The organism is Micromonospora sp. NPDC049051 (assembly GCF_043197575.1).
Lineage (GTDB): Bacteria > Actinomycetota > Actinomycetes > Mycobacteriales > Micromonosporaceae > Micromonospora.
This window is the reverse complement of record NZ_JBICTL010000002.1, coordinates 682,044-703,390: the sequence shown is the minus strand read 5'-3', so window position 1 is coordinate 703,390 and position 21,347 is coordinate 682,044. Positions and strand designations below refer to the sequence as shown.

Here is a 21,347-nt window from a genome sequence, read left to right as displayed (position 1 = left end):
CGCCGGGGCGGGGGGGGGGGGGGGCGGGGCGGGGGGGGGGGGGGGGCCCCGGGGGGGGGGCCCCCCCCCCCCGGCCGGGGCTCGGTGCGGTCAGACGGCGGTGGTGCAGGTGGGTACCGGCGCGGTGTTGCTGCCGCTCGACGAGCCGACGAAGCCGAACGTGGTGCTCGCTCCGGCGGCCAGTGACCCGTTGTGGGCGGCGTTGCGCGCGGTGACCCGCGTGCCGCTGGTGGTGACCGTCGCGTTCCACGCCGAGCTGATCTGCTGGCCGTCGGCGTACGTCCAGGTCACGGACCAGCCCGTGATCGCCGCGCCCCCGGCGGTCACCTGCACCTCGCCCTGGAATCCGCCGGACCACTGCCCGGTCACCCGGTACGTCGCCGTGCAGGCCCCGGCCGGCGGCGGGGTCGTCGGGGGTGGGGTGGTGGGCGGCGCCGTGGTGGGCGGGGGAGTGGTGGGCGGGGGAGTGGTGGGCGGCGGGGTCGTCGGCGGCGGGGTGGTCGGCCCGCCGGAGAAGTCGACGTCGCTGCACAGGTAGTACGACTGGTCCAGGTGGCTGGCCTGCCAGATGGTGTAGACGATGTGCCGCCCGGTCCGTCCCGGCGCGTTGGCCGGGATCTCGATGGACACGCCGGTGGGCTCCGGCTTCCACCCGGACGCCGGGGTGTTGCCGATCTGGCCGACCAGTTCCAGGTCGTCCCAGCCCAGCGGCTCGGTGAGCGCGTTGAAGCCCTGCCTGGTCACGTACACCCGGATGTAGTCGGCGCCGTGACTGGCCTGGTCGTAGAGGCGGACCCGGAAGTTGCTGGAGACCGGGGCGGTCTTCCAGGCGCCGATCGTGTCGAGGGCGTTGTAGCGGCCACCCTCGGTCCGGCCGCCAGAGCAGAGTTGGCCGTCGGGGATGGCGGCCTGGTGGTTGCCGGCGACACCCTCGCGGAACAGGCCGTTCCAGTTCCACATGGCGTTCGGGTTGGCCTGCCAGGCCTGCCAGCACATCGGGTCCTCGGTGGCCATCCGGGGATTCTGGAAGTCGCTGCCCCAGCGCTGCCAGCAGCCGTAGTTGCGTGACGCCGGGTCCACCACGGAGCCGTGCGCCGATACGGGGTTGGCCAGGGCGGTGGTCAGCAGCAGCACGGCGGTCGCCGCGACGGCGAGCAGCCACGCCAGGCGGGATGATCGAAGTTGAGCGGACATTCAAGCCCCCGGGGGAGAGGTCGGACGACGACGCCCGGACGGCGCGGGAGTTGCCCCTCCCGTGCACGCTGCGTGGCTTGCGCGACGGCTCTGCCCGGAGGCTGCCACATTTATCGGCCTCGGTCAATTCCTTCCCGCCGCATCGGGGTGTGCGGGATGCCGTCCTCGACGTACCCGGGGCCGGCGACGGTGAAGCCGTGGCGGGCGTAGAGGCCGACCAGGTGGGACTGCGCCTCCAGCACGCAGGGGCGGTCGCCGACCAGCTCCAGCGCCGCTTCCATGAGCCGGCCCGCGTGCCCGCCGCCGCGCGCCGCCGGCGCCACCACCACCCGTCCGATGCGCGCCACGCCGCCCGGGTCGGCGAGGATCCGCAGGTACGCCAGGGGCACGCCGCCGTCGTCCAGCCAGAGGTGTCGGGTGCCCGGCTCGACGTCGCGCCCGTCGAGTTCGGGGTACGGGCACGCCTGCTCCACCACGAACACGTCGATCCGGAGCCGGAGCAGGTCGTGGAAGGTGCGGGCGTCGAGTTCGGCGAACGAGGCGGCCCTCGTCACGGGGGTTTGCGGCACCCCGCGATGGTAGGCGGCTCGCTGGTGAGCGGGTTGCTGACCCGGGCTCCACGCCGACGGCCGGCCCGCGCCGACGGCCGGCCCGCGCCGACGGCCGGCCCGCGCCGGCAGCTGGCGCCGGTCTCGCCGACGTCAGGCGGGCCGGGCGCCGACCGCGTCGCGGATCTCGGCGCCCTGGGTGCCCTCCTCCGCGCGGGCGCAGTGGGCGCAGCAGAAGAACCGGCCGGACACCTCCACCCCGTGCCCGACGATCTTGACCTGGCAGTGCTCGCAGATGGGCGCCAGCTTGTGCGCCGCGCACTCGAACGAGTCGAAGGTGTGCACGTCGCCGCTGACGGTCCGCACCTCGAACGCCATCCAGTAGTCGTTACCGCAGACCTCGCACGCCTTCACGACTGAACCCCCGACCGTCGACACGTTTCCCCACAGCCTGCGGCACCCGCCGGCGTCTGGCGGGCGGAATCCGCCCAGGTCCCTCCGGCCGGGCGGCGTGTCGCCCCCGGCGTGTCGGGCGTGCACCCGCTAGGTGTCGACGGCGGCGGGTGCCCGGCTGGCCGCGCGCGCCCCCGCAGGGCACCGCTTGCGCTGCCCCACCGGCGGCGGGTGGCCGGGCGACGGGTCCGCCGACCTGGGTGGACGACCGGGGCGGTCTGCTACTGCTCCGAGTTGGTCACTCTGCGTACTCGTGCTGGGTTCAATTTTATCGACAAGAGTCTTTACTGTTAACAAACTTCAATTTATCTTTGAGGGCACCTCACCAGCCCGAAGTTCGAAGGAGCTGCCACCATGCGCCGAAGAATCACGATCCCGCTCGTGGCGACGGGTGCCGTCGTCTCCGCACTGGCAGTCGCGGCGCCGGCCCAGGCGCACGGCTACGTGTCCGGCCCGCCGAGCCGCCAGGCGCTCTGCGCACAGGGGCGGGTCCCCGACTGCGGACAGATCAAGTACGAGCCGCAGAGCGTCGAGGGGCCGAAGGGGCTGCGCAGCTGCCACGCGGGAATCGCCCAGTTCGCCGTGCTGAACGACGACAGCCGCGGCTGGCCCGCCACCTCGGTCGGCAGTTCGGTCACCTTCACCTGGACCAACACCGCCCGGCACGCCACCAGCAACTGGGAGTACTTCATCGGCGGCACCCGGGTGGCCGTCTTCAACGGCGGCGGGCAGCAGCCCGGGGCCACGGTCTCGCACACCGTCAACCTGGGCGGCTACGCGGGACGGCAGAAGGTCCTCGCCATCTGGAACATCGCGGACACCGCCAACGCCTTCTACTCCTGCGTCGACCTTCAGGTCGGCGGGGGCGGCACCCCGTCGCCCACGCCGAGCCCGACGTCGCCGGCCCCGTCGCCGACCCCGACCCCCACCGCCGCCCCGACCAGCCCGCCCGCCCCGGGCGGCAGCTGGACGGCGGGCCGGGCCTACCAGGTCGGTGACCAGGTCACCTACGGCGGTCTGACGTACCGCTGCCGGCAGGCCCACACCGCGATCCCCGGCTGGGAACCGCCGTACGTGCCGGCGCTCTGGGCCCAGGTCTGACCGTGACGGGTGCGGCCCCGCCGCACCCGTCACCCCTTCGGCGGATGGAGTCCCCCATGCGACGGCTGCCCACGGTCGTCCTGCTCACCGCGCTGCTGGTGGTCCCCGCCTGCGCCGCGCAGACCGCCCCGGCGCCGCCCGCCCCCGCGCCGCCGGGGGCGGCGGCGACCGCCGGGACCGAGATGAACGGCCTCGACGTGGTCTTCCTGGCCATGTTGGGAGCGCACACCGAGCAGACGCTGGAGATGGTGCGCCTGACCCGGGACCGGGTGGCCGAGCCGAAGCTGCGCACCCTCGTCGCCGCCATCGAGGTCACCGAGACCGACGAACTCGCCACCATGCGCGGCTGGCTGCGCGACGCGGGGCCGGCCGCAGCCGAGGCCGCCCGACGGCACGACCACGGATCACACGGGACCGGCGCCGAGGACATGGCACGCCTGCGGAGCGCCCCGGACGCGGCGGTCGACGGTCTCCTGCTCGACCTGCTCGCCGCGCACCAGGAGGCGGCGGCCGACCTGGCCCGGGCACACCAGGCGGTCGGCGCCGATCCGCGCGTACGCGACTTCGCCGGGCGCGTCGAGCGCTCCCGTACGGCCCAGGTGTCGCTGCTGGCGGGGTTGGCGCCGGCGCGGCGTGCGCCCTGACCACGTCGACCGCCGGTGCCGACGGGCACGCCCGACGCCTGGCCCCGCGCGGTGACGCGGCCGGGGCTAGGCGTCGGCGCGCGGCTCCAGCCGGATGGAGACGGAGTTGACGCAGTGCCGGGTGTCCTTCGGGGTGAAGCCCTCGCCCCGGAAGACGTGACCGAGGTGGCTGTCGCACCGGGCGCAGCGGATCTCGGTGCGGGACATGCCGAGGCTGTTGTCCTCGACCTCCTTGACCGCGCCCGGGATGGCGTCGTCGAAGCTGGGCCACCCGCAGTGCGAGTCGAACTTGGTGTCGCTGGGATAGAGCTGCGCGCCGCAGGCCCGGCAGCGGTACATCCCCGGCGTCTTCGTGTCGACGTACTCGCCGGTCCACGGGCGTTCGGTGCCGGCCTCCCGCAGCACCCGGAACTCCTCGGGGCTGAGCCGGACCCGCCACTCTTCCTCGGTACGGGGCAGTTCACTCTCGTCAAGACTCACCCGCCAACGGTACGCCGGACGTCGGGGGTGTGGCATATGGTCGCGCAATGGGTGGCACGAAGGCCGCGGCCGAACAGATCGAGGTGGCCGGGCACGACGTCCGGCTGACCAGCCCCGACCGGGTGATCTTCCCGCAGCGCGGCTTCACCAAGGCGGACGTCTTCCACTACTACCTCGCGGTGGGCGACGGCATCATGCGCGCCCTGCGGGACCGTCCCACCACGTTGCAGCGCTTCCCGGAGGGCGTCGAGGGGGAGGCGTTCTTCCAGAAACGGGTGCCCGCCCGAGGCGTGCCGCCGTGGGTGCGGACGGCCACCATCAGCTTCCCGAGCGGCCGCAGCGCGGCCGAACTCTGCCCGGCCGACCTGGCCCACGTGGCGTGGGCCGCCCAGATGGGCACCATCGTCCTCCACCCGTGGCCGGTGCGTGCCGCCGACGTCGACCGCCCCGACGAGCTGCGCATCGACCTCGATCCGCAGCCCGGCACCGACTTCGCCGATGCCGTATCCGCCGCGACCGAGCTGCGCGGGCTGCTCGACGAGCTGGGCGTCACCGGCTGGCCGAAGACCTCCGGCGGCCGTGGCCTGCACGTCTACCTGCGGATCGCGCCACGTTGGACGTTCACCGAGGTGCGCCGGGCCACCATCGCGCTGGCCCGCGAGCTGGAGCGGCGCCGGCCGGAGCTGGTGACCACCGCCTGGTGGAAGGAGCAGCGGGGCGAGCGCGTCTTCGTCGACTACAACCAGATGGCCCGCGACCGCACGATCGCCTGCGCGTACTCGCTGCGGGCCAACGCCCGGGCCACCGTGTCCACCCCGGTCACCTGGGACGAGCTGCCCGACGTCGACCCGGACGACTTCGACCTGCGTACGGTCCCGGCGCGGCTGGCCGAGCGCGGTGACCCGCACGCCGGCATCGACGACACCGCGTGGGACATCACCCCGTTGCTGGAGTGGGCCGACCGCGACGACGCGGGCGGTCAGGGCGACATGCCCTACCCGCCGGACCATCCGAAGATGCCCGGCGAGCCGAAGCGCGTGCAGCCCTCCAAGGACCGCGACCGGCCCCGCTGACCGTCCCACCTCGCAAGCACCGTCCCGCCTCGCGGCCACTGTGGCCTGTCACGCCCTGCGCCGGCGGCAGGGGAGCGTCAGTGCTGGCCCCCGTACGTCTCCACGGCCTCCTTGGCCGAGCGCAGGTCCGCACCGGTCGCCTTCCGGTACGCGGCGATCGCCTTGATCTTGTCGCCCCGGGCCAGGTGCTCCCGCACCTCCGACGGCAGGGGCGAGGTGTCCACCACTCCCAACTGGTCCATCACCAGGCGGAGCCGGCGCTCGATCTCGCCGAGCCGGTACGCGGTCCGCACCTGCTCGGCCCTGCCCGGCAGCTGGGCGGCGAGCAGGGCGACGAGGGCCACCATCAGGACGGTGAGGGCAATCTCCATCCGGTGATGGAAGCACATCCATGCCATCCCGCCGTCGCCGCCCGCGTCGTGTGGGGCGACGGACGGGCCGGCGACAGCCCGGTCGTCGTCGTTGGCCGCACCGGCATCGCCGGATAACGATCAAGTAACGGGCGCGAACCTTTCCCGGACCGTCGCCGCTCTCCCTGGTCGTCGGCCCGACCACGGGCCATGGGAGGGCGTCGGATGAAGCTGGTGTGGAGGCGGGCCCGCGAGGCGCGTGGGCTGTTGCTCGCCGCGGTGGTCGCGGCCCTGGTGGCGGTCGCGCTGGTCACCGGGCTGTCCGACTACAACCGGCGGGCCGTCGAGGCGGGCCAGCGTGCCCTGCTCGGCGGGGCGCCGGTCGAGGAGCGCAGCCTCCTGGTGAGCGGCACGAGCGGTCGCGACGCGGCCGAGTTCGCCACCCGGGACCGGGCGATCCGCGACGGGTTCGTCGCCCGCCTCGGCGGCACGCCGGTCACCGTCGACGCCGCCCGGTACGGCGGTGGCCGTGAGCTGACCGGTGACCTCGGCCCCGTCGTCCGCGACGGCGACGACCCCGTCTTCGCCAACCTGGCGACCCTCGACGACCTGCCCCGCCACGCCGAGCTGACCAGCGGCGCCTGGCCCACCCCGGGCGCCGCGCCGCTTCAGGTCACGCTGCCCGGGAAGGTCGCCGGCGCGCTCGGGATGGCCACCGGCGACCAGGTGCCCATGCTGGACCGCCGCTCCGGCGAGCGGAGCACGGTGGTGCTCGTCGGCACCTGGCAGCCCCGCGACCCGGCCGACCCGTACTGGTGGCTGGCGCCCGGGATCGGGGCCGGCAGCGCCGCGGAGTCCGGCACGTCGTACGGGCCGTTCGTGCTGGACCCGGCGGACTTCGTCGCCACCTACCCGGGCTCGGTGTCGGTGTCCTGGGTCGTCGCCCCCGACCTCGTCGCGGCGGCCGGCGCGAATCGGCTGCCCGACGTGCGGCAGGAGGTGGCCGCGGCCCTCGCCGAGGTGCCCGAGGCGGCCGGGCTGGGCTCCTCCGGCCAGACCGTCACGGCGATCGACCGGCTCCTCGACCGGGTCACCCGGGCCGACCTGGTGGGCCGCTCCTCGCTGGCCACCCCGCTGCTGCTGATCGTCGTCCTCGGCGGGTACGCGCTGGTGCTGGTCGCCGCCCTGCTGCACGAGGACCGGCGCAGCCAGACCGCACTGCTCCGGGCCCGGGGCGCCGCGCGGCGGCAACTGGCCGGGCTGGCGGCCCGCGAGGCGGCCCTGGTCGTCCTGCCCGCCGGGGTGCTGGGCCCCCTGATCGCCGCCGAGGCGCTGCGGCACGTCAACGCCGCGGCCCCGCTGACGCTCCAGCCCGGCGACACCACGCTGGTCTGGGCCGCCGCTGCCGCCACCGCCGCCGGCTGCCTCGTCGCGATGGTCGTCCCCACGTTGCGGGGGGCCGGCACATACGTCGCCGACATGGCGGCCCGGTCCCGCCCCACCCGCGCCGCGAGCGTCCAACGCGCCAGCCTCGACCTGGTGCTGGTCGGCTTCGCGGTGCTGGCCTGGACCCAGCTGCGCCAGTACTCGTCGCCGGTCGCCGGGGCGGCCGGCCGGCTCGGGGTGGACCCGCTGTTGGTCGCCGCGCCGACGCTGGGCGTGCTGGCCGGAGCTGTCGTGGCGCTGCGGCTGCTGCCGCCCGCGACCCGGTTCGCCGAGCGGTTCGTCGACCGCAGACCGTGGACCGCGACCATGTTCGGCATGTGGCAGGCGGGGCGGCGCCCGCACGCCGGCCCGGTGCTGCTGCTCGCCCTCGCCGTCGGCGGCAGCACCCTGGCCTGGTCGCTGGTGACGACGGGCGAGCTGTCGCAGGCCGACCAGGCCGACCACACCGTCGGCGCCGACCTGCGGGTGGTCGAGCGCAGCGGCGTGGCGCCCGACGAGCGGGCCGGTCAGCTCGCCGCGCTGCCCGGCGTCGGCGCGGCGCTGCCGGCCTGGCGGGACGAGATCCGCCTCGGCCGCGCCGACCTGCCGACGACGGTGGTGAGCCTCGACGCCGCGGCCGCGGCCGACGTGCTGCGCCTCAACGAGCGGCTGACCGACGAGCCGGCCCCGGCGCTGCTCGACCGGCTGGCCCGGGCGCGCGTCGCGCCGACCGGCCTGGAGCTGCCCGCCGGCACCCGGTCGCTCACCGGCACGGTACGCACCCCCGTGCGCGACGCCGTCACGCCGCACCGGATCGGCTTCTGGGTGCTGCTGACCCGGGCGGACGGGCTGGCCTTCCGGCTGCCGGCGGGCAGCGGCGACAGCGACGGCCGGTCCACGCCGTTCACGGTGGCCGTCCCCGCCGGGGAGGGCCCCCTGCGACTGTCCGGTTTCGAGCTCGACAGCGGGAGCGCGCGGGGGCGGGAGTACCGCATGGAGGTGTCGGACCTGCGGCTGGTCGGCGCCGACGGCGCGGCCGCACCGACGGCGCTGGACGGTCAGTGGGTGGCCGTCGACGGCCAGCGCGATCCGGTCGGCGTGGCGGTCACGGCCGCCGGCCTGCGGGCGGAGTGGCCGATCGACTTCCGGGCGGGTGGCCGGTTCGCGTTCCAGCCGCCCAGCCGGTTCGCCGTGGTGCCGGCCGGCGAGGACCGGCCGGTACCCGCGCTGATGACCCCGGCCGTGCGCGACGCGTTGAGCCTGCGCACCGGCGACACGGTCGACCTCGTGCTGTCCGGCGCGACGCTGCCGGTCACCCTGGTCGGCGAGCTGGCCGCGGTGCCGTCCACCGCCGGCGCCGGCGTGCTGCTGGACCTGCCGGCGGCGGCGCAGTGGCTGATCCGGGACCGGGGCGGCGTCCGGCCCGTCGCGGAGTGGTGGCTGAGCACCGACGGTGACAGGCACGCCGAGGCGGCCGGCGCGGCGGCCGGGTTGTCCGACACCACGCTGCTCGACCGGCGGGCGGTGGCCGAGCGCTCCGCCGACGACCCGTACTGGCAGGGGGCCCGCACGGGGCTGCTCGCCGCCGCGCTCGGCTCGGTACTGCTGGCCCTGGTCGGTCTGATCGTCGACGTCTGGGCGACCGCCCGGCACCGGCTGGGGGAGTTCGCCGTACTGCACACGCTCGGTGCCAGCCCTCGGCTGCTGGCCCGCGCCCTGCTGGCCGAGCAGACCTTCCTGGCCGGGATCGGCGTCGGCGTGGGTCTGCTGCTGGGCGCCGCCGTCGGCGCGACCATGGCCCCGCTGGTCATCCTCACGCCGTCCGCCGGCCGGCCGGTGCCCGAGGCGGCCTTCGTGCTGCCCTGGCTGCCCATCGGCCTGACCGCGGTCGGCCTGCTGCTGGCGGCCCTCGCCTTCAGCGCGTTCATCGCCCTCGGCATCCGGCAGCGGGTGGCCGTGGCACAGCTGCGGATCGGGGGAGACCGGTGACCGGGTGGAGCGTACGGACGAGCGGGAACGGAGACACGGCGTGGTGAGCATCGGGTCGGTCGCGCGCCGGGTGCGGGCGTACGGCGGGCAGTTCCTGCTGCTCGCGGCGCTGGCACTGGTCATCACGCTGGTGATCAGCGGGGTGCCCAGGGTCGTCAACGGGCACACCCAGCAGGGCCTGCGGGCGCACCTGGACACCGTGGCGCCGCAGCAGCGGGACGTGGCGTACTCGACCGGACCGGTCATGGCGACGGACGGCGGCGCCCTGGTGCCCGCCCACCAGGCCGACCTGGCGGCGCTGGAGAGCCGGATGCCACCGGTCGTCCGGCGGATGGTCGAGCAGCGGTGGTTCTCCGCCGAGACCCCCGCCGGCAGGGTGCGGGGCCCGGACCTGGCGGCGGAGAACCTCCTGGTCGATCTCGGGCTGCGGGCGGTGCCCGGCATCGAGGAGGCCGGCACGATCGTCGAGGGGCGCTGGCCGGCCGACGCGCCGAAGGACCAGCCGGTGCAGGTGGCAATCGCCGCGGAGGTCGCCGGCAAGCTGAACCTGCGGGTCGGCAGCCGGCTCACCCTCGCCCCGCCGGGACCGGTCTCGCCCGATGCCCCGCCCCGCGTGCCGCTCACCGTGGTCGGTCTCTTCCAACCCCGCGACGGCGCCGACGGGTTCTGGGACGGCCTGCCGCCGCTGCTGCGTGTCGTGGAGCCGCCCGGGGACGCCCAACCCTTCATCGGCGTCGGGGTCGTCGACGCCGCCGCGCTGAACCGCCAGGCCGCCGCCGGCTGGCCGCTGACGTTCGGCTGGCGTTACCGGCTGGGCGCCGACGGGATCGACGCCCGCGAGCTGGACAAGGTGATCGACGGCCTCCAGCAGCTGACCCGGGAGGCGGTTGGACGCAACCTCGTCCAGGGGCTGGACATCCCGCTGCGCCAGTTCGCCGCCGAGGTGGACAGCGCCCGGACGGTGCTCGGGGTGATCGCCGCCGGCGTACTGGCCACGCTGGCCGGGCTCGTCGTGCTGGCCGCCGGGCTGCTGGTGCGCCGGCGCCGGGCGGAGTTCACCCTGCTGCGGGCCCGGGGCGGGGCGAGCACCACGAGCGCGGGCCGCAGCCTCGCCGAGACGCTGCTGGTGGTGCTGCCCGCCGCCGTACTCGGCTGGCTGCTCGGCGGTCTCGCCCCCGGGGCGTCCGGTCAGACCCTGTGGCTCGCCGTCGTCGCGACCGTGCTGGTGGCGGCGGCGCCGCCGGTGGCCACCCTCGTCGCGTCCACCGGCGGCGTCGGGCGGCGCGACCTGGTCCGCTCGCGCCCCACCGCGCGTCGACTTACGGTGGAGGCGGGCCTGCTGGTCCTCGCCGCGCTGGCGGTCGTGCTGCTGCGCCGCCGCGGCCTCACCCCCGGCGAGGTCGACCCGCTGCTGGTGTCGGTCCCGGTGCTGCTGGCCGTCGCCGCGGCGGTCGTCGCGATGCGGCTGTACCCGTGGCCGCTGCGGCTGGTCAGCCGGCTCGCCGCCCGGGCCCGGGGCAGCGTCGCCTTCCTGGGCACCGCGCGGGCCGGCCGGTCGGTCGTCGCCGTACCGCTGGTGGTCGTGGTGCTGGCCATCGCGACGGCGGCGTTCTGCGCGGTGACGGCCGCCGGGATCGAGGCGAGCCGGGACCGGGCCGCCAGCCGGACGGTCCCCGCCGACGCCCTGATCCTGGGGGAGCGGATCGCCCCGGACACGGGCGCCGAGCTGGAGCGGCTGCCGGGGGTGCGCGCCGCGAGCCCCGTGCTGCACGAGGCGGGCCAGCGCCTGGCGAAGGACGCGGACGGCACCGACACCCGGCTCGGCGGGGTGACGGTGCTCATGGTGGACGGCCCCGCCCTGGCCCGGATGGCGCGGCAGGCCGACGTCGACGTGACGGTGCCGGCGGCGCTGCTCGCCCCCGCCGGGGGAACCGGGCCGCTGCCCGCCGTGGTCTCCCCGACCGTCGCCGCCGAGCTGGCCGCCGCCGGCCTGGCCGACTCCGCCTTCGTCAGCGCCCAGGGCCAGCGGTACGAGTTCCGGGTCGCCGAGCGGGCGGAGAGCTTCCCGCTGCGGCGCGCGGACGGTGGCCGCTTCGTCGTCCTGCCCTGGCAGTCCCTGCCCCGCCGCGACTACGCCGCCGTGCCGACCGGCTTCCTGGTGGCCGGCGACGGGCTGGACGCCGAGGCCCTGCGCCGGGCCGGCGACGCGGGGCAGTCCCGCTTCCAGACCGGCGGGACGGTGACCGGGAAGGCGCCCCCGCGCGGCGTGGAGGTGCTGACCTACGCGGAGACCCGCCGGCAGGTGGGCGAGGGCGGCGCGAACGGGGTCCTCGCCTTCGGCTTCGCCGCCGGTGCCGGCGGCGGGACGGCGCTCGGCCTGCTCGCGATCGCCTTCACGGTGCTGGCCGGCGCCCGGGAGCGGGGCCAGGTGCTGTCCCGGCTGCGCACCCTCGGCCTGTCCCGACGCCAGTGGCGCGGGCTGCTGCTGGTGGAGCTGGCTCCGCTGGTGGGCGCCTCGGTGGTGACCGGCGCGCTGGTCGGCACGGCCCTGCCGCTGCTGCTCACCCCGGTGCTCGGCCTGTCCGCCTTCACCGACGGCGTGGCGGTCCGGGTGGCGTTCGAGCCTTCCCTGGTGGCCGCCGTCGTCGCGCTCGGTGCGCTCGCCCTCGCCTTCGCGGTCACCGTCGAGGCCCTGAACAACCGCCGGATGCGCCTCGGTGAGGTGCTCCGGCTCGGAGAGGAGAACTGACAATGACCGCTACCGCGGAGACCACCGCCGTGCCGGATCTGGCCGCCCTGCAACAGCGCGCCGCCGAGCGTGCGGCGGAGCGGGCCGGTGGCCGGGACCGGTTGCGCGGGCACATCGTCTGCGACGGGCTGGTCCGGATCTTCAAGACCGAGGGGGTGGAGGCGGTCGCCCTGCAGGGGCTCGACCTGGTCATCGACCGGGGCGAGCTGGTGGCGATCGTGGGGGCCTCCGGTTCCGGCAAGTCGACGCTGCTGAACATCCTCTCCGGGCTCGACACACCCACCGCCGGCATCGCCCGCGTCGGGGACTACGACCTGCTCAACCTCTCCGCGCGGCGGCGGCTGAGCTACCGGCGGAAGATGGTCGGCTTCGTCTGGCAGCAGACCGGCCGCAACCTGCTGCCGTACCTGTCGGCGCTGGAGAACGTCGAGCTGCCGATGCGCCTCGCCGGGCGGCGGGGCGGCCGGCGGTCCCACCGCGAGCGGGCCCGCGAGCTGCTCGACATGGTCGGGGTGGGGCACCTCGCCGACCGGCGGCCCGCCCAGCTCAGCGGCGGCGAGCAGCAGCGCTGCGCGGTCGCGGTGGCGGTGGCCAACGATCCCGAGGTGCTCTTCGCCGACGAGCCGACCGGTGAGCTGGACGAGGCGACCGGCGCCGACGTCTTCGGGGCGCTGCGCACCATCAACGCCGAGCTGGGCGTCACCGTCGTGGTGGTCACCCACGACCACGCCGTGGCCACCCAGGTCCGCCGGACCGTCGCGATCCGCGACGGCCGGACGGCCTCGGAGGTACGCCGGACCGCGCGGATCGGCGCCGACGGCAGCACCGAACTGGTCAGTGAGGAGTACGCCGTGCTGGACCGCAGTGGCCGGTTGCAGCTGCCGGCGCCGTTCGTGGACGCGTTGTCGCTGCGCGACCGGGTGCGGCTCAACCTGGAACCGGACCACGTGGAGGTGCGGCCGGGCGACCGGGCGCAGGACGAGCGGGAGGCCAAGCAGTGAGCGAGTTGGACGTGACGTCGGACGGCCGGCCGGCCGGGACGGCGGCGGGCGCGCGGACCACCGGCGGGGCGGCGGGTGCCACGGTCGTCGACGAGGTGGTCCGGGTGGAGGGGATCAACCGCACGTTCGGTCGCGGCGAGCACGCCGTGCACGCCGTACGGGACGTGTCGTTCTCGGCCGGGCGGGGCGAACTGGTCGCCGTGCGGGGGCGCTCCGGGGCGGGCAAGACGACCCTGCTGAACCTGGTCGGCGGGCTGGACCGGCCGGACTCGGGCCGCGTGGTGGTCGCCGGGCACGACGTCACCGGCGCCGGTGAGAAGGAACTGCTGGAGCTCCGGCGCGGCACGGTCGGCTTCGTGTTCCAGACCTTCGGGCTGGTGCCGATCCTGTCCGCCGCCGAGAACGTCGGCGTACCGCTGCGGTTGGCGCGGGTCCCGGCGGCCGAACGGGAGGAGCGGGTGGCGGTGCTGCTGGAGCTGGTGGGCCTCGGCGGGCACGCGGGCCAGCGCCCCTACGAGCTCTCGGGCGGACAGCAGCAGCGGGTGGCGGTGGCGCGGGCCCTGGCCAACGAGCCGGACCTACTGATCGCCGACGAGCCCACGGGCCAGCTCGACTCCGAGACCGGCCGCTCGATCATGGACCTGCTCCGGGCAGTCGTGCACGCCCGTGGCATGACCGCGCTGGTCGCCACCCACGATCCGGCCCTGATCGACCTGGCCGACCGCGTCCTCACCCTCCGCGACGGCCACCTCATCCCCACCTGACCGCCCACCCCTCCACCCCGCGCCGCCTCGCCCCGCCCCGGCCCCCGTTCGCGTCGATCATGCATTTGTGGTGGGAGTTATCCGGCCTTTGTTCCTATCTGTTAGGCACCACAACTGCATGATCGCCGGGGCGAGGGGCGAGGGGCGAGGGGCGGGTGGTTCGGAGGACCTTGGAAGAGGGCTCAGAGGGGGAGCTTCATGCCCTCGTGGCTGGGGAGGAAGCCCAGGTTGAGGTAGAAGCGGTGGGCGTCGTGCCGGGTCTTGTCGGTGGTGAGCTGGACCAGGGCGCAGCCACGCCGCTTGGCCTGGTCGATCGCCCAGGTGATCATCTGCCGGCCGACGCCGCGCCCGCGCAGGTCGGAGCGGACCCGGACTGCCTCGATCAGCTGCCGCTCGGCGCCGTGCCGGCCCAGACCCGGGATGTAGGTCAGCTGCATGCAGCCGAGCACCCCGTCGTCGCCCTCGGCGACGATGAGCTGGTTGCGCGGGTCGGCGTCGATGTCGGCGAACGCCTTCTCGTAGGCGGCGTCGACCTCGGTGAGGTCGCGGGTCCTGCCGAGCACGTCGTCGGCGAGCAGGGCGACGACGGCGGGCAGGTCGGCCCGGACGGCCTCGCGGAAGATCACGTCACTCATGCCGCCCAGCGTGGCACAGCGGTCCGGGCCGCCGGACGGGCGCCGCCGCGGCGGCCGGTCAGCGGGCCGGGCAGCGCAGCCCCTCCCTGGGCACGGTCAGGTCGATCAGGTAGCCGTCGACGGCCTCGGTGATGCAGGAGGTCTGCGGGTAGGCGGTGTGCCCCTCGCCCTCCCAGGTGAGCACCCGGCCCACGCCGAGCATCGCGGCCAACGCGCCCGTCTGCTCGTACGGGGTCGCCGGGTCGCCGGTGGTGCCCACCACCAGGATCGGCGGCGCCCCGTCGGCGCGGCCCGTCGGGTACGGGTCGCGACCCCCGGGCCACTCGGTGCAGGAGAGCATGCCGACGGCCAGGGACGGACCGAACAGCGGGTACTGCGCCCGCCACTGCGACTGGAGCTGCCGGATCCGCTCCCGGCTCGGCTTCTCGTCCTCGTCGGCGCAGTTGACCGCCAGGTTGGCGTCGAACATGTTCGAGTAGTGCCCGTCGGCGTCCCGGTCGGCGTACGCGTCGGCGAGGCGGAACACCTCCTCCGGGTCGCCGCCCTCCAACTCGTCGATGGCGCGCGCCAACTCCTGCCACCCCGACTCGGTGTAGAGCGACGAGATGATCGCGTAGAAGACCCAACCCGGGGTGGCCTCCCGGCCGTCGTCCCCGCGTACCGGCGACACCCGGGCCTTGTCGATCGCCGAGGTGACCGCGGCCCGGGCGTCCGGGGCGATGGGGCAGCGCCCGGCGTTGGCCGCGCACCACGTGGTGAAGTTGCCGAAGGCCCGCTCGAAGCCCTTGGCCTGGCCCTCCGAGGCGGCGACCAGGCCCTGCCGGGGGTCGACCGCGCCGTCGAGCACCAGCGCCCGCACGCGCTGCGGATAGAGCTGGGCGTAGGTGGCGCCGAGCAGGGTGCCGTAGGAGTAGCCGAGGTAGGTCAGCTTGTCGTCGCCGACGGCGGCGCGGACCGCGTCCATGTCCCGGGCGGCCTGCTCGGTGCCGTAGAGCGGCAACTGGTCGCCGTAGCGGTCGCCGCAGCCGCGCCCGATCCGCTGGCTGAGCGTGACGAAGCCGTCGAACGACTCCTGGCTCTGCGGATCGGGGTCGTAGCCGAAGCTGGCGTCCAGGTCGGCGTCGGGGATGCACTTGACCGGGCTGGACCGGGACACCCCGCGCGGGTCGAAGCCGACGATGTCGAACCGGTCGGTGATCGAGGTCGGCAGGCCGCCGAACGCCGGGCCGAAGGAGAGGTAGACGGCCGTGTCCACGCCGGAGCCGCCGGGCCCGCCCGGGTTGACGACCAGCGAGCCGATCCGGTCGCGCTGCTTGGTCGACCGGGCCCGCAGCAGCGCGATCTCGAAGGTCTGCCCGGCACCCGGACCGGTCGCGGCGCCGCCAGTCGCACCCGTGCCCCAGTTGCGCGGCACCTTGATCCGCGCGCACTCGTAGCGCATGTCCGGCGCCTGGCGCCCGACCAACTCCTCGGCCACCCCGGGGCAGGCCCGCCACGTGGGCGCCGCCCCGAGTTCGGCGGCCGCACCACCTGTCTCGGTGCGGGGCGCGATCGCCGGGAGGGTGCAGCCGGCGGCGACCAGCGCGGCGGCGGTCAGCCCGGCGAGGGTGAGCCGGAACCGGCGGATCCGGTCGGGGGTGCGGGTCACGAGCGAGCCTCCGTGATCGGGTCGACGGCCAGGTTACGCCGGACCGGCGGCGGAGCCCGTGGTCACCGTGGGATCGCCGCGCAGCACCTGGTCCACATCGAACCGTACGGGTCGCTCGAGCTGGTCGTAGCGGCAGGATTGCGGTTTGCGGTCGGGCCGCCAGCGGACGAACCGGGCGGTGTGCCGGAACCGGTCGCCCTCCATGGCGTCGTAGCCGACCTCGACCACCAGTTCGGGGCGCAGCGGCTCCCACTCGAGGTTGCGCGTGCCCGTCCAACGGCTCACCCCGCCGGGCAGGCGCTGACCGCGTTCGTGGTCGCCGTGCACCCACGGGTGGTCGGCGCCGACGTCGCGGTAGGGCTCCAGCTCCTCCAGCAGCTCGGCGCGGCGGGCCATGGTGAACGACGCGCTCACCCCGACGTGGTGCAGGACCCCGCCGTCGTCGTAGAGGCCGAGCAGGAGCGAGCCGACCACCGGGCCGGACTTGTGCCAGCGGAAGCCGGCCACCACCACGTCGGCCGTGCGGGCGTGCTTGACCTTGAACATGAGCCGCTTGCCCGGCTCGTAGGGCAGGTCGGCCGGCTTGGCGATCAGACCGTCCAGGCCGGCGCCCTCGAAGACGTCGAACCAGCGGTGCGCGGTGTCGACGTCGGTCGTGACCTGCGTGACGTGCACCGGCGGGCGGACCCCGGCCAGCGCCGACTCCAGCCGGGCCCGACGCCGGGGGTAGGGCTCGCCGAGCAACGTCTCGTCGTCGAGGGCGAGCAGGTCGAAGGCGACGAAGTCGGCCGGCGTGGTCTCGGCCAGCAGCTTCACCCGCGACGCGGCCGGGTGGACGCGCTGGGCCAGCAGCTCGAAGTCGAGCCGGGGCTGCCCGCCCGGACCGTCGCGCCGGATGACGATCAGCTCGCCGTCGACCGCGCACCGCTCGGGCAGCTGGCGGCGGGCCTGCTCGACCACCTCCGGGAAGTAGCGCGTCATCGACTTGCCGCCCCGGCTGGCCAGCTCCACCTCGTCGCCGTCGCGGAACACGATGCACCGGAAGCCGTCCCACTTCGGCTCGTAGGTCATCCCGGGCGCGGTGGGGACCCGCGGGACGCTCTTCGCCAGCATCGGCTCGACCGGCGGACTGATCGGCAGCTTCACGGCGACCAGTCAACCAGACCGCACCGACAGTGGTGAGGCGGATCACTGCCGGTGAACGGGCGGCGTGTCCCGCCGAGCGCCGCTCGTGCCGTACCGGGCGAATCGGAAAACCCCAGGTCAGAGCTACTTTCGCGGGGTGTCGGAGTGGGTCTGCGGGTGCTGCGGGCGGTGGCGGGTGAGCGTCGAGCTGATTCGCGGGCGCTACCGGTACCGCCTGGTGCGCCGCTATCCGCGCCAGTTCGGCGGGGGCAAGGACGTGCTCGGCGAGGTCGGCTCGGTGGCGGAGCTGGAGGAGCTGCTGCGCCGGCGTACCCCCCTCGGGCTGGCCGACCTGCGCGAGGTCGCCTGACCCGGCGGCGGCCGACCCCGGCGGGCGCCCCCCGTCACCACGGACCCGCGGCGCGACCAGGCGGCGGTGGGGACCGGCCGGCCGGCGGGAAGCGACCCGCCGGCGGCGACGCGGCGGTCGGCGACGTGGAGTGCGCCGGCCGACGGGTGGAGCCCGGGTGCTTGCCGCGGTCACGATCCGTGCGGCAGCGTCGTCGAGACGGGCAGCGGCGCCGCCGGGCGTCGCCACGGGGAGGGGGCGCGATGCGGTTCGAGGCCGGTACGGAGGTGGCCGCCGAGGCGGGACGGGTCTGGGCGGCGCTGGTGGACGTCGAGCGGTGGCCGGAGTGGACGCCCTCGGTGCGCCGGGCGCTACGGGGTGAGGCGGGGCCACTCGTGGTGGGCGCCACCGCCCGGCTGGAGCAGCCGAAGCTGCGGCCGGCGGTGTGGCGGGTCACCGAGCTGACCGAGGGGCGGTCGTTCTCCTGGGTGTCGAACGCCCCGGGGGTGCGCACCCTCGGCGAGCACCGGGTGCTGCCGCTACCCGGCGGGCGCAGCCGCGTGGAGCTGGCCCTCACGCAGTCCGGGCCGCTGGCCGGGCCCGTCGGCTGGCTCTACGGCGACCTGACGCGCCGCTACCTGCGGCTGGAGGCCGACGGGCTCAGGCGTCGCTGCGAGCGGGACTGACCACCGCCTTCTCCAGCAGGGCGAGCCGGATGCCGTTCGGGTCCGGCCGGTGCCCGACCACCCGGTAGCCGTGCCGGTGGTACAACCGCAGGTTCTGCTCGCTGTCGGCGCCCGTGAAGAGCGCGAAGCGGCGTACCCGGGCGGCGCAGGCCGCCTCCACGGCGCGCAGCAGCCGCCCGCCGACGCCCCGGCCCTGCTGGTCCGGCGCGACGGAGAGCCGGCCGACGTGCGCGGTGTCGCCGTCGACGTGTGCCCGGACGGAACCGACCAGGCGGTCGCCGAGCCGGGCGGTGAGCACCGTCGCCGGGCCCGCCAGCGCGGCCCGTACCTCGTCCAGGGTCTCGGTCAGCGGGGGCAGGAAGGGATCGGCGTAGCGCTGTGCCTCGGTGAGGTACGCGGCGCGCTGCACGGTGAGGATCTCGCCGGCGTCGGAGACGTCGGCGGGGGCGATCCGCGGCTCGATGATCACCCCGACAGACAACCACAGGCCGTCGGGCGGGCCGCCAGTGCCGCCCGTACGCTGGCGGTGTCCCGTCGAGCCGTGGGGGTGCGCCGTGCCGGCACTGACCTATCCGCACGTCGGCGCCACCGAGACCGGCGAGCTGCCGGCCGGCTGGCGGCACGTGCGGCACCGGGTGCGGCTGCCCGACTCCTGCTTCCGAACGGCCGGGGACGCCGTGCTCGGCTGGCGCCTGCACCGGGCGGCCGGCATCCGGATCGACGCCGACGCCGGGCGGGCCGCGCCCGGGGTCCGGGTCGTCTCCGGCCTGGGCGTCGGCCCGCTGCGGCTGGCCGCGCCCTGCGAGGTGGTCTGGGTCGTCGACGACGGGCGGCGGGCCGGCTTCGGGTACGGCACGCTGCCCGGGCACCCGGCGCGCGGCGAGGAGGCGTTCGTGGTCAGCCGCGACCCCGCCGGCCACGTCTGGTTCGAGGTGGTCGCGTTCAGCCGCCCGGACCGCTGGGTCATGCGCGTCGCGGGGCCGGCCGGTCGGGCCTTCCAGCGGGCGTACGCCTGGTGGCTCGGGCGCACCCTGCGCCGGCTCTGCGCCCGCCGCTGACCCGAGCCCGGCGCTCACCTCGCGCCGCCCCGGCCCTCGGCGCTCACCTCCCACCGCCCGGCCCGGCGCTCACCTCGCGCCGGGTGCGCCCGAGCAGGACACCGCGCCGCCCCGGACCGACGTCCCGCCTCAGAACCGGGCGAAGGAGCGGATCGGCATCCGCGGGCCGTACTTCGGCGCCTGGACACCGCCGGCCGCCAGCAGCACGCAGACCCGCCCCCGGTGCCCCCGGAACGGCTCCAGCAGCGCCAGCATCCGGGCGTCGTCGCCGCGCGGCTCGCCCGCCAGCGCCCAGGCCACCGTGTTCGGCACGTGGAAGTCGCCGACGCTGACCGCGTCCGGGTCCCCGTAGGCGACGCGTACCACCTCGGCGGCGGTCCACGGGCCGATGCCGGCGATGGCCGTGAGCCGGCGGGTGGCCTCGGCGGAGTCAGCGCAGCGCTCCAGCCGGTCCGCGACGGCCGCCACCCGGCGCAGCGTCTCGGCGCGGCGCTGCTCCACGCCGAACGGGTGGAACACCCAGTACCCGGTGGCGGCCACCGCGGCCGGGTCCGGCGGCAGCAGCAGCGGCTGCATCGGACCGGGCGCCGGCTCGGCGAAGTGCCGCACCGTCGCCGCGTACGCCCGGTAGGCCTCCTTGCCGGTGACCTTCTGCTCGAAGACCGCCCGCAGCAGATGGCGGAAGACCTGCCCGGTGGCCGGCAGCCGCAGCCCCCGGTGCTGGGCCGCGAGCCGCGCCACCACCGGGTGGGCGGCGGCGAGCGCCGCGAACCCGGTGACGTCGTCGCGCAGCCCCGCGATCGCGTCCGCCCGCTGCACCACCCGCTCGGCGCCCGGACCGTAGCCCTCGGCCAGCAGGACGCCGCCGGACGGCCGCAGGGCGAGGGTCGCCGGCCCGTCCGGGGTGCGGGTGGCCCACCAGAAGGTGCCGGCCGCCACGCGCGCGCAGGGGTCGTACGGGCTGAAGGTCAGCGCCCGGACCGACGCGGCCAGCCGGTACCCGGTGGGCGGGCGCAGCTCCCGACGCGCGGTGGGTTCGGTCCCGGTCACCCGCACATGCTGCCACGTCCCGGCCCCGTGACCGGCGACACCACCGCCGGGCCCGCGTAGCGCGGGTGGTTGCCGTCGCCGCCGTTCGACGAGGAGCCCGGCGCGGTGACCGGCCGCGCCCTCCCCGGCGGCGACCGGCCACCGGTCCGGTGCGGTCAGTACGAGTAGTTCGAGTCGCCCTGGCCGGACTGCTGGTCGGCCGGCGGGGCGACCGGCTTCGGGGTGCCCTTCGGCAGGCAGCTGAGGTTCTTCCTGCCGTCCGGGGCGACCACGAACCAGGTGCCCCCGACGCCCTGGCCCTTCCACTGGCCGGGCTTCTTGTCGCCGACGTAGCGGTAGAGCGGCCAGCCGCCGAGGGTGATCTGCCGGGTGCCGTCCTGGCGGGTGACGGTGCCGACCTTGTCGTCGGAGACACCGTTGAGCTCGGGGTTGCCGTCGGTCAGCGCCGGCGGCCACACCTGGGCGCACGTGTCGACGCAGTTCGACGAGGGCGGGTCGTTGGTGTCCTTGTCGAAGCGGTAGAGGATCCAGCCGTCCTGGTCGGTGACGACGCTGCCCATCCGGGTGACCTTCTTGCCGTTGAGCTCCTCGGTCAGGTCCGCGTCGGCGGGTGGCGCGTCGGCGACGGGGGACGGCGAGACCGAGGGCTCGGCCGCCGCGGTGGGTTCGGCGGCGGTCACGGCGACCGGGTTGGCCGCATCCGGGTTCGCCCCGTCGTAACCCGCGGGAGCGCAGGCCGTCAACGCGACCAGCGCGCTCGCCACGACGACGGTTCGCTTCATCTGTGCCACGTGCCCTCCTCGGTGATGGCGGTTCACCGGTCAATACGGAGAGAGCCCTGCCGACGTTGAATGCGAAAGCGTGGTCGATGTCACGCAGAATGGTTGAACCGAACGGGCCGGAAATCCGTTTCCCGCGACGAGGCGGTTCCGCCACGTCGCTTGCCGGAGAAACGGCGACGGCGCCGCCGGGAAATGAGGACGCACTGCCGGAGAAACGGCGACGCGTTGTCGGCGCCGGCCGTG

Annotated in this window: 21 protein-coding genes; 10 read left to right on the top strand and 11 right to left on the bottom strand. The window is 75.5% G+C overall.

Annotated elements, in window-relative coordinates; translation table 11 throughout:
• Window positions 1-90: 90 nt before the first annotated feature.
• The 3 genes from ACGFIR_RS10400 to ACGFIR_RS10390 form a co-directional block, all read right to left on the bottom strand.
• Window positions 91-1,194 (bottom strand): lytic polysaccharide monooxygenase, encoded by a 1,104-nt coding sequence (locus ACGFIR_RS10400; RefSeq protein ID WP_393144408.1) that lies wholly within the window; start codon window positions 1,192-1,194, stop codon window positions 91-93.
• Window positions 1,195-1,304: 110 nt separating this feature from the next.
• Window positions 1,305-1,763 (bottom strand): GNAT family N-acetyltransferase, encoded by a 459-nt coding sequence (locus tag ACGFIR_RS10395; RefSeq protein WP_393144406.1) that lies wholly within the window; start codon window positions 1,761-1,763, stop codon window positions 1,305-1,307.
• Between the two features lie 132 nt (window positions 1,764-1,895).
• Window positions 1,896-2,156: a Prokaryotic metallothionein gene (locus ACGFIR_RS10390; RefSeq protein WP_393004026.1), complete on the bottom strand. Its 261-nt coding sequence runs from the start codon at window positions 2,154-2,156 to the stop codon at window positions 1,896-1,898.
• A gap of 393 nt (window positions 2,157-2,549) precedes the next feature.
• On the opposite strand from ACGFIR_RS10390, the gene ACGFIR_RS10385 reads away from it, so the two are divergent.
• Window positions 2,550-3,296: a lytic polysaccharide monooxygenase gene (locus ACGFIR_RS10385; RefSeq protein ID WP_393004024.1), complete on the top strand. Its 747-nt coding sequence runs from the start codon at window positions 2,550-2,552 to the stop codon at window positions 3,294-3,296.
• A 56-nt stretch (window positions 3,297-3,352) separates the two neighbouring features.
• Window positions 3,353-3,940 (top strand): DUF305 domain-containing protein, encoded by a 588-nt coding sequence (locus ACGFIR_RS10380; protein WP_393004022.1) that lies wholly within the window; start codon window positions 3,353-3,355, stop codon window positions 3,938-3,940.
• 66 nt (window positions 3,941-4,006) lie between these two features.
• Here the strand turns inward: ACGFIR_RS10380 and msrB are convergent, their stop codons facing one another.
• The gene (gene msrB / locus ACGFIR_RS10375) at window positions 4,007-4,420 is read right to left on the bottom strand and encodes a peptide-methionine (R)-S-oxide reductase MsrB (RefSeq protein WP_393004020.1); all 414 of its coding nucleotides are present in this window, start codon (window positions 4,418-4,420) and stop codon (window positions 4,007-4,009) included.
• Between the two features lie 47 nt (window positions 4,421-4,467).
• On the opposite strand from msrB, the gene ligD reads away from it, so the two are divergent.
• Window positions 4,468-5,493: a non-homologous end-joining DNA ligase gene (ligD, locus tag ACGFIR_RS10370; protein ID WP_393144404.1), complete on the top strand. Its 1,026-nt coding sequence runs from the start codon at window positions 4,468-4,470 to the stop codon at window positions 5,491-5,493.
• Between the two features lie 77 nt (window positions 5,494-5,570).
• On the opposite strand, the gene ACGFIR_RS10365 is transcribed toward ligD, so the two are convergent.
• Entirely contained in the window at window positions 5,571-5,864 is a 294-nt protein-coding gene (locus ACGFIR_RS10365; protein WP_393144402.1) for a hypothetical protein, read from the bottom strand.
• Between the two features lie 204 nt (window positions 5,865-6,068).
• On the opposite strand from ACGFIR_RS10365, the gene ACGFIR_RS10360 reads away from it, so the two are divergent.
• The 4 genes from ACGFIR_RS10360 to ACGFIR_RS10345 all read left to right on the top strand — a co-directional run bounded on the left by ACGFIR_RS10360 (window position 6,069) and on the right by ACGFIR_RS10345 (window position 13,771).
• Window positions 6,069-9,257, top strand: a complete 3,189-nt coding sequence (locus ACGFIR_RS10360) for an FtsX-like permease family protein (RefSeq protein ID WP_393144400.1) — start codon at window positions 6,069-6,071, stop codon at window positions 9,255-9,257.
• Window positions 9,258-9,297: 40 nt separating this feature from the next.
• Entirely contained in the window at window positions 9,298-12,006 is a 2,709-nt protein-coding gene (locus tag ACGFIR_RS10355; protein ID WP_393144398.1) for an FtsX-like permease family protein, read from the top strand.
• 2 nt (window positions 12,007-12,008) lie between these two features.
• Window positions 12,009-13,007: an ABC transporter ATP-binding protein gene (locus tag ACGFIR_RS10350; protein ID WP_393144396.1), complete on the top strand. Its 999-nt coding sequence runs from the start codon at window positions 12,009-12,011 to the stop codon at window positions 13,005-13,007.
• Between the two features lie 95 nt (window positions 13,008-13,102).
• The gene (locus ACGFIR_RS10345) at window positions 13,103-13,771 is read left to right on the top strand and encodes an ABC transporter ATP-binding protein (RefSeq protein ID WP_393144738.1); all 669 of its coding nucleotides are present in this window, start codon (window positions 13,103-13,105) and stop codon (window positions 13,769-13,771) included.
• Between the two features lie 182 nt (window positions 13,772-13,953).
• On the opposite strand, the gene ACGFIR_RS10340 is transcribed toward ACGFIR_RS10345, so the two are convergent.
• The 3 genes from ACGFIR_RS10340 to ACGFIR_RS10330 are packed head-to-tail and all read right to left on the bottom strand — an operon-like array spanning window position 13,954 to window position 17,200.
• Entirely contained in the window at window positions 13,954-14,406 is a 453-nt protein-coding gene (locus ACGFIR_RS10340) for a GNAT family N-acetyltransferase (RefSeq protein ID WP_393004008.1), read from the bottom strand.
• A 58-nt stretch (window positions 14,407-14,464) separates the two neighbouring features.
• Window positions 14,465-16,054: an alpha/beta hydrolase gene (locus ACGFIR_RS10335; RefSeq protein ID WP_393144394.1), complete on the bottom strand. Its 1,590-nt coding sequence runs from the start codon at window positions 16,052-16,054 to the stop codon at window positions 14,465-14,467.
• 33 nt (window positions 16,055-16,087) lie between these two features.
• The gene (locus ACGFIR_RS10330; protein WP_393004004.1) at window positions 16,088-17,200 is read right to left on the bottom strand and encodes an ATP-dependent DNA ligase; all 1,113 of its coding nucleotides are present in this window, start codon (window positions 17,198-17,200) and stop codon (window positions 16,088-16,090) included.
• 136 nt (window positions 17,201-17,336) lie between these two features.
• On the opposite strand from ACGFIR_RS10330, the gene ACGFIR_RS10325 reads away from it, so the two are divergent.
• Together ACGFIR_RS10325 and ACGFIR_RS10320 are read left to right on the top strand one after the other, a co-directional pair.
• The gene (locus ACGFIR_RS10325; protein WP_393004002.1) at window positions 17,337-17,549 is read left to right on the top strand and encodes a hypothetical protein; all 213 of its coding nucleotides are present in this window, start codon (window positions 17,337-17,339) and stop codon (window positions 17,547-17,549) included.
• Window positions 17,550-17,791: 242 nt separating this feature from the next.
• Complete coding sequence (locus ACGFIR_RS10320) at window positions 17,792-18,214, top strand: SRPBCC family protein (RefSeq protein ID WP_393004000.1); 423 nt, start codon at window positions 17,792-17,794, stop codon at window positions 18,212-18,214.
• On the opposite strand, the gene ACGFIR_RS10315 is transcribed toward ACGFIR_RS10320, so the two are convergent.
• Window positions 18,189-18,683: a GNAT family N-acetyltransferase gene (locus ACGFIR_RS10315; RefSeq protein ID WP_393003998.1), complete on the bottom strand. Its 495-nt coding sequence runs from the start codon at window positions 18,681-18,683 to the stop codon at window positions 18,189-18,191. The two genes, ACGFIR_RS10320 and ACGFIR_RS10315, sit on opposite strands and share 26 nt — an antisense overlap.
• 85 nt (window positions 18,684-18,768) lie before the next feature.
• Here ACGFIR_RS10315 and ACGFIR_RS10310 point away from each other — a divergent pair, with 85 nt between their 5' ends.
• Window positions 18,769-19,272 carry a DUF1990 family protein gene (locus tag ACGFIR_RS10310; protein WP_393003996.1) on the top strand — a complete coding sequence of 168 codons (504 nt, stop codon included), beginning with the start codon at window positions 18,769-18,771 and terminating at the stop codon, window positions 19,270-19,272.
• 129 nt (window positions 19,273-19,401) lie between these two features.
• On the opposite strand, the gene ACGFIR_RS10305 is transcribed toward ACGFIR_RS10310, so the two are convergent.
• Together ACGFIR_RS10305 and ACGFIR_RS10300 are read right to left on the bottom strand one after the other, a co-directional pair.
• Window positions 19,402-20,322, bottom strand: coding sequence for a DNA-3-methyladenine glycosylase family protein (locus ACGFIR_RS10305; protein ID WP_393003994.1), 921 nt, complete (start codon window positions 20,320-20,322; stop codon window positions 19,402-19,404).
• A 155-nt stretch (window positions 20,323-20,477) separates the two neighbouring features.
• The gene (locus ACGFIR_RS10300) at window positions 20,478-21,113 is read right to left on the bottom strand and encodes a hypothetical protein (RefSeq protein ID WP_393003992.1); all 636 of its coding nucleotides are present in this window, start codon (window positions 21,111-21,113) and stop codon (window positions 20,478-20,480) included.
• Window positions 21,114-21,347: the final 234 nt, after the last annotated feature.

Coding starts and splice junctions, on each gene's coding strand:
- ACGFIR_RS10340 (WP_393004008.1), bottom strand. CDS start 14,406: ATGAGTGACGTGATCTTCCGCGAGGCCGTCCGGGCCGACCTGCCCGCC.
- ligD (WP_393144404.1), top strand. CDS start 4,468: ATGGGTGGCACGAAGGCCGCGGCCGAACAGATCGAGGTGGCCGGGCAC.
- ACGFIR_RS10385 (WP_393004024.1), top strand. CDS start 2,550: ATGCGCCGAAGAATCACGATCCCGCTCGTGGCGACGGGTGCCGTCGTC.
- ACGFIR_RS10380 (WP_393004022.1), top strand. CDS start 3,353: ATGCGACGGCTGCCCACGGTCGTCCTGCTCACCGCGCTGCTGGTGGTC.
- ACGFIR_RS10365 (WP_393144402.1), bottom strand. CDS start 5,864: ATGGAGATTGCCCTCACCGTCCTGATGGTGGCCCTCGTCGCCCTGCTC.
- ACGFIR_RS10400 (WP_393144408.1), bottom strand. CDS start 1,194: ATGTCCGCTCAACTTCGATCATCCCGCCTGGCGTGGCTGCTCGCCGTC.
- ACGFIR_RS10320 (WP_393004000.1), top strand. CDS start 17,792: ATGCGGTTCGAGGCCGGTACGGAGGTGGCCGCCGAGGCGGGACGGGTC.
- ACGFIR_RS10350 (WP_393144396.1), top strand. CDS start 12,009: ATGACCGCTACCGCGGAGACCACCGCCGTGCCGGATCTGGCCGCCCTG.
- ACGFIR_RS10360 (WP_393144400.1), top strand. CDS start 6,069: ATGAAGCTGGTGTGGAGGCGGGCCCGCGAGGCGCGTGGGCTGTTGCTC.